The sequence below is a fragment of the Actinomycetota bacterium genome, assembly GCA_036280995.1.
Classification (GTDB): Bacteria; Actinomycetota; CALGFH01; order CALGFH01; family CALGFH01; genus CALGFH01.
On the sequence record DASUPQ010000598.1, the window covers coordinates 1 to 4,897 of the forward strand.

General features: G+C 71.1%; 6 protein-coding genes. 4 read left to right on the forward strand and 2 right to left on the reverse strand.

The genetic code is table 11. The features are described from left to right. The 4 genes from VF468_20185 to VF468_20200 all read left to right on the forward strand — a co-directional run. A partial coding sequence (locus VF468_20185) for a 5'-nucleotidase C-terminal domain-containing protein (protein HEX5880609.1) occupies positions 1–1,958 on the forward strand: 1,958 nt, incomplete at its 5' end. 116 nt (positions 1,959–2,074) lie between these two features. Further along, positions 2,075–2,428, forward strand: a complete 354-nt coding sequence (locus VF468_20190; protein HEX5880610.1) for a metalloregulator ArsR/SmtB family transcription factor — start codon at positions 2,075–2,077, stop codon at positions 2,426–2,428. Beyond that, the gene (locus VF468_20195) at positions 2,418–2,906 is read left to right on the forward strand and encodes an SRPBCC family protein (GenBank protein HEX5880611.1); all 489 of its coding nucleotides are present in this window, start codon (positions 2,418–2,420) and stop codon (positions 2,904–2,906) included. Before VF468_20190 ends, VF468_20195 begins: the two co-directional genes overlap by 11 nt. A 65-nt stretch (positions 2,907–2,971) precedes the next feature. Further along, entirely contained in the window at positions 2,972–3,400 is a 429-nt protein-coding gene (locus VF468_20200) for a DoxX family protein (GenBank protein HEX5880612.1), read from the forward strand. Here the strand turns inward: VF468_20200 and VF468_20205 are convergent. Together VF468_20205 and VF468_20210 are read right to left on the reverse strand one after the other, a co-directional pair. Continuing rightward, entirely contained in the window at positions 3,375–4,274 is a 900-nt protein-coding gene (locus VF468_20205) for a VWA domain-containing protein (protein HEX5880613.1), read from the reverse strand. The genes VF468_20200 and VF468_20205 overlap by 26 nt on opposite strands. Continuing rightward, positions 4,271–4,897: MoxR family ATPase (locus VF468_20210; GenBank protein ID HEX5880614.1), on the reverse strand; the 627-nt coding region annotated here is incomplete at its 5' end. The genes VF468_20210 and VF468_20205, both read right to left, overlap by 4 nt.

The following is a 4,897-nucleotide window of genomic DNA, read 5'->3' on the forward strand; positions in this document are numbered from 1 at the left end:
TCCTCGACGTGCTCAAGAAGGAGGAGCTGACCGACGTCGACGGCAGCGACTCCCAGCACCCGAACCGCTCGGGCGACGTGGTCGTGATCGCCCGGCCGCCCTACCAGTTCGACGCGGCCACCCCGGGCGTGGCCATCGCGCCCTCGGAGTTCTTCGGCCAGCACGGCTACCGGCCGGACATGGTGAACATCGCCCGCAACCTCAACATGCACGGCACCTTCGTGGCCGCCGGGCCCGGGGTCCGCAACCGCGGGCCGGTGGCCGGCATCCGGGCGATCGACGTCGCGCCGACGCTCGCCTTCCTCATGGGCATCCCCGGCCCGCAGACGGCACAGGGCCGGATCCTGTTCGAGATCCTCAAGGGCGGCAGCCGCTACTTCGACGCCCACCTGCTGGGGATCAACGACCTCCACGGCAACCTCACCGGGGCCGGGCAGATCTACACCGACCCCTACAGCGGGTTCCGCGGGGCGGCCGGGGGCGCGGCCGTGCTCGCCCGCTACCTGCTGGAGCGCAAGCGGGCCAACCCCGGCACCACCGTGCTGGTCCACTCCGGCGACATGATCGGGGCCAGCCCGCCCGAGTCGGGGCTGCTCCAGGACGAGCCGACCATCCGCGTCCTCAACGAGATCGGCTTCGACGTCGGCGCCCCCGGCAACCACGAGTTCGACGAGGGCCTGGAGGAGCTGCTGCGGCTGCTCAACGGCGGCCCGTCCCAGTTCCCGCCGGGCAGCACGTTCGAGGGCCAGGACTTCCCGCTGGTGTCGGCCAACATCGTCGACGCCGACACCAAGGAGCCGATCTTCGACCCCTACCTGATCAAGCGGATCAAGGGCGTCCCGATGGCCTTCATCGGCGCCACCACCATCACCACCCCGACCGTCGTCGAGCAGGGGGCGGTCGACGGCCTCGAGTTCCTGGACGAGGCCGAGGCCGTCAACAGCTACGTGCCCGAGCTCAAGGCCAAGGGCGTCGAGGCGATGGTGCTGCTGATCCACGAGGGCGGCACCCAGGACCGGTTCCCCTTCGGGACCATCTCGCCCCGGATCAGCGACGTCACCCGGGCCCTCGACCCCGAGGTCGACGTGGTCATGGCCGGGCACTCCCACACCGCCCTGAACTCGCGGGTCGACGGGCGCCTGGTCGTGCAGGCGTCGTCGTTCGGGCGCGCGTTCGAGGACGTCCGCATCACCCTCGACCGCAAGACCAAGGACGTCGCGGCGGCCTCGGCGACCCTGCAGGGGGTCTGGACCTACAACCCGCCCGACATCGCCGACCCGGCCCACCTGGTCGAAGGGGACCCGGGCGTCCAGGCGATCGTCGACGACGCCGTCGAGCAGGTCGCGCCGCTGGTCAACCGGGTCGTCAACGTCGCCGCCACCGACCTGCTGGCCGGGCGTGACGGCGGGGCCAACGCGGCCGGCGAGTCGCCGCTCGGCAACCTGATCGCCGACGCCCAGCGGGCCGAGATGGGCACCCAGTTCGCCTTCATGAACCCGGGCGGCATCCGGGCCAGGATCCAGGCCGGCGAGGTCACCTGGGGGGAGCTGTTCGCGGTCCAGCCGTTCGCCAACGACCTGGTCAAGATGGACCTGACCGGGGCCCAGATCTGGACCCTGCTGGGCCAGCAGTTCCAGACGCCCTCGAACCGGATCCTGGAGATCTCGGGCCTCCACTACCGCTACCACCTGACCTCCCCGACCACCGGGGTGATCGACGCCGTCTTCGTCGGCCCCCCGGGTGACGACTCCACCCCGGTGCCCAACGACGCCAGCGTCACCTACACGGTCACGGTCAACTCGTTCCTGGCCGGCGGCGGCGACGGGTTCACGGTGCTCCGCGAGGGCACCAACCGCGTGGTCGGCCCGGTCGACCTCGACGCCCTGGTCGAGTACGTCGAGGGGCTCCCCACGCCCTTCACCAGCCAGATCGAGGGTCGGATCGTGCTCACCACCTAGCCCCGGGGCAGGACCCGCCCGGGTCGGGCACCGCCCCGACCCGGGCGTTCGCGTCTCCACGGCCTCCTCGACCCCTCTGCGATTGACACATTCCTATATGGGTATATGATTGTCCCATGGCACGGGCAGCGACGACAGCGGACGCGTTCAACGCGGTGGCCGAGCCGCGGCGGCGGCAGATCCTGGACGTCCTGGTGGACGGCGAACGTCCCGTCAACGACCTGGTGCGCCTGCTCGGGCTGGCCCAGCCACAGGTGTCCAAGCACCTGCGGGTGCTGCGAGAGGTCGGAGCGGTCGAGGTGCGTGACGAGGGCCGCCGGCGGCTGTACCGGCTGAACGGCCGCGCGCTCAAGCCCATCCACGACTGGGTGCGCAACTACGAGCGCTCCTGGTCGGGGCGGTTCGAGCAGCTGGACGTGGTCCTGGAGGATCTCAAGGAGGAGGAAGGAGCCGATGGGCATGACGGCTAGCGCCAAGGCGACGGTGACGCTCCCCACCGACCGGCAGATCCTGATCACGCGGGAGTTCGACGCTCCCCGGCACCTGGTGTACCGGGCGTGGACCACGCCCGAGCTGGTCAAGCGCTGGTGGAGCGGTCACCAGGGCACGATGACCGTCGCCGAGATCGACCTGCGGGTCGGCGGGAGGTGGCGATACGTGATGGTGGCCGAGGGCGGGCTCGAGGTCGCCTTCCACGGCGAGTACCGCGAGATCGTCCCCGACGAGCGGATCGTGCACACCGAGGTCTACGAGCTGCCCGGCGCGCCCGAAGGGGAGCCGGCGCTCAACACCGTGACCTTCACCGAGGTCGCCGGGCGCACGACCCTCAACCTCCTGGTGGAGACGGCGACCAGGAAGGACCGCGACGCGATCCTCGACTCCGGCATGGAGGTCGGGATGCAGGAGCAGCTGGAGCTGCTGGAGCGGCTGGCCATCTCGCTCCGTTAGGTCGCGGCAGGTTCGAGCACGCGACGGCCCGGCGCCCTGCCCGGCCGTCCTGGAAGGGGCATCCCATGAGCAGCACCACGACCAACGGTTCCCTCGACGGCGCAGCCGTCCCGCGGCGCCGTCGCATCGGGCGCTACGCCCTCCTCGCGCTGCGCGTCCTGCTCGCCGTCGAGTTCGCGGGCTCAGGCCTCATGAAGCTCGCCGGCGTCGACCAGATGGTCACGCTGTTCGACGACATCGGGGCCGGGCAGTGGCTCCGCATCGTCGTCGGCGTGCTGGAGGTCGCCGGCGGCGTCGGGCTCCTCGTCCCGGGGGTCGCCGGCCTGGCCGCCGCGGGCCTGGCCGTGCTCATGGCCGGTGCGTTCCTGACCCACGCGACCGTGCTCGAGGGCGTCCCGGTGATCGAGGCCGTGTTCCTCGCCGGGGCTCTGGTCGTCGCCGTCGCCCGCCGCGCGGACATCCGGCGGCTCAGGGGAGGCGGAGGAACCAGGTGATGGAGGCGGCGGCGCCGAGGAGGAGGAGGACGGCCGCGCCGCCCATGAAGTACGAGGTGAGCTCGCGCTTCTCCTCGACGTAGGTGAGGCGGGAGCCGAGGTCGCGGTAGACGGCGGTGAGCTGCTCGCTGGTCGGGGCGGTGAAGGCCTGGCCGCCGCTGATCTCGGCGACCTGCTCCAGCTCGGGCGGGGGCTGGGCGGCGAGGGCGACCGTGAACACGGGGACCTTCTCCTCCGCGGCCTGCTGGGCGGCGACCACGGGCTGGAGGCCGCTGCGGCTGTCGCCGTCGGTGAGCAGGAGGATGGCCGTCGGGGGACGCTCCTGGTTGACCGCGTTGCGGGGACGGCTGGCCTGGAGGGCGCGGACCACCGCGTCCCCGACGGCGGTGCCCGTGCGGAGCGGGGCATTGCGCAGGGCGCTCCGGACCACCTCTTTGTCGGTGGTCGGGAGCACCTCGACGCTGGGGGCGCCGGCGAAGGTGATCAGGCCGACCTGGAACCGCTCGGGGATCTCCTCCAGGAAGGCGTCGGCCGCCTCCCTGGCCGCGTCGATGCGGGTCGGCGGGATGTCGGTGTTGAGCATCGACTGCGAGGCGTCCATGACCAGCATGATGGTGGCCTGGTCGCGCGGCACCTGGGCGGTCGCCTCGGGCCGGGCCAGGGCGAGCAGGAGCACGGTGGCGGCGAGCAGGTAGAGGATGACCGGGACCACCCGCCGCCACCCGGGCCGGGCCGTGACCATGTTGGGCAGCAGCGCCGGGTTGCCGAACGCCCCCGCCCGCGCGGTGCGGCGGCGTTCGCCCCGCATCCACACCAGCAGTACGAGCGGTACCAGCAGCACCGCCCAGAGCAGCTCGGGCCAGCGGAAGCTCATGCTGGTTGTTCTCTGGCGAGGTCGATGCGGGGTGGGGGGATGGCGGCCAGGACCGCGGTCAACAAGCTGTCCGGGCTGACCTGCTCGGCCAATGCCTGATAGGTCAAGACCAGCCGATGGCGCAGGACATCGCGGGCCAGTTCCTGGACATCCTGGGGCAGGCAGTAGCTGCGGCCCCGGAGCACGGCCAAGGCCCGGGCGGCCGCGACCAGGTTGATCGAGCCCCGCGGGCTCGCCCCATAGGCGATATAGCCGCCAAGATCAGCCAGGTTGTAGGTCGCTGGCTGGCGGGTCGCGTCACACAACGCCACCGCGTACTCGGCCACCAGCCGATCCACATACACCGTGGCCGTGTGGGCCTGGAGGGCCTGGAGCTGCTCCAGGGTCAAGATCTTGGCGATCTCGGGGGGCTCGGTCAGGCTCCGAGCCACGATCGTCATCTCTTCGGAGAAGTTGGGATAGTCGACCACGACCTTCATCAGGAACCGGTCGACCTGGGCCTCGGGCAACGGGTAGGTGCCGTCGGACTCGATCGGGTTCTGGGTGGCCAGGACCAGGAACGGGGCCGGCACCTGATAGGATTGCTTGCCGATGGTCACCTGGTGTTCCTGCATGACCTCCAA

Bases quoted from the DNA above. Each gene is read 5' to 3' on its own strand.
- VF468_20200 (HEX5880612.1), top strand. From the start codon at position 2,972: ATGAGCAGCACCACGACCAACGGTTCCCTCGACGGCGCAGCCGTCCCG.
- VF468_20205 (HEX5880613.1), bottom strand. From the start codon at position 4,274: ATGAGCTTCCGCTGGCCCGAGCTGCTCTGGGCGGTGCTGCTGGTACCG.
- VF468_20190 (HEX5880610.1), top strand. From the start codon at position 2,075: ATGGCACGGGCAGCGACGACAGCGGACGCGTTCAACGCGGTGGCCGAG.
- VF468_20195 (HEX5880611.1), top strand. From the start codon at position 2,418: ATGACGGCTAGCGCCAAGGCGACGGTGACGCTCCCCACCGACCGGCAG.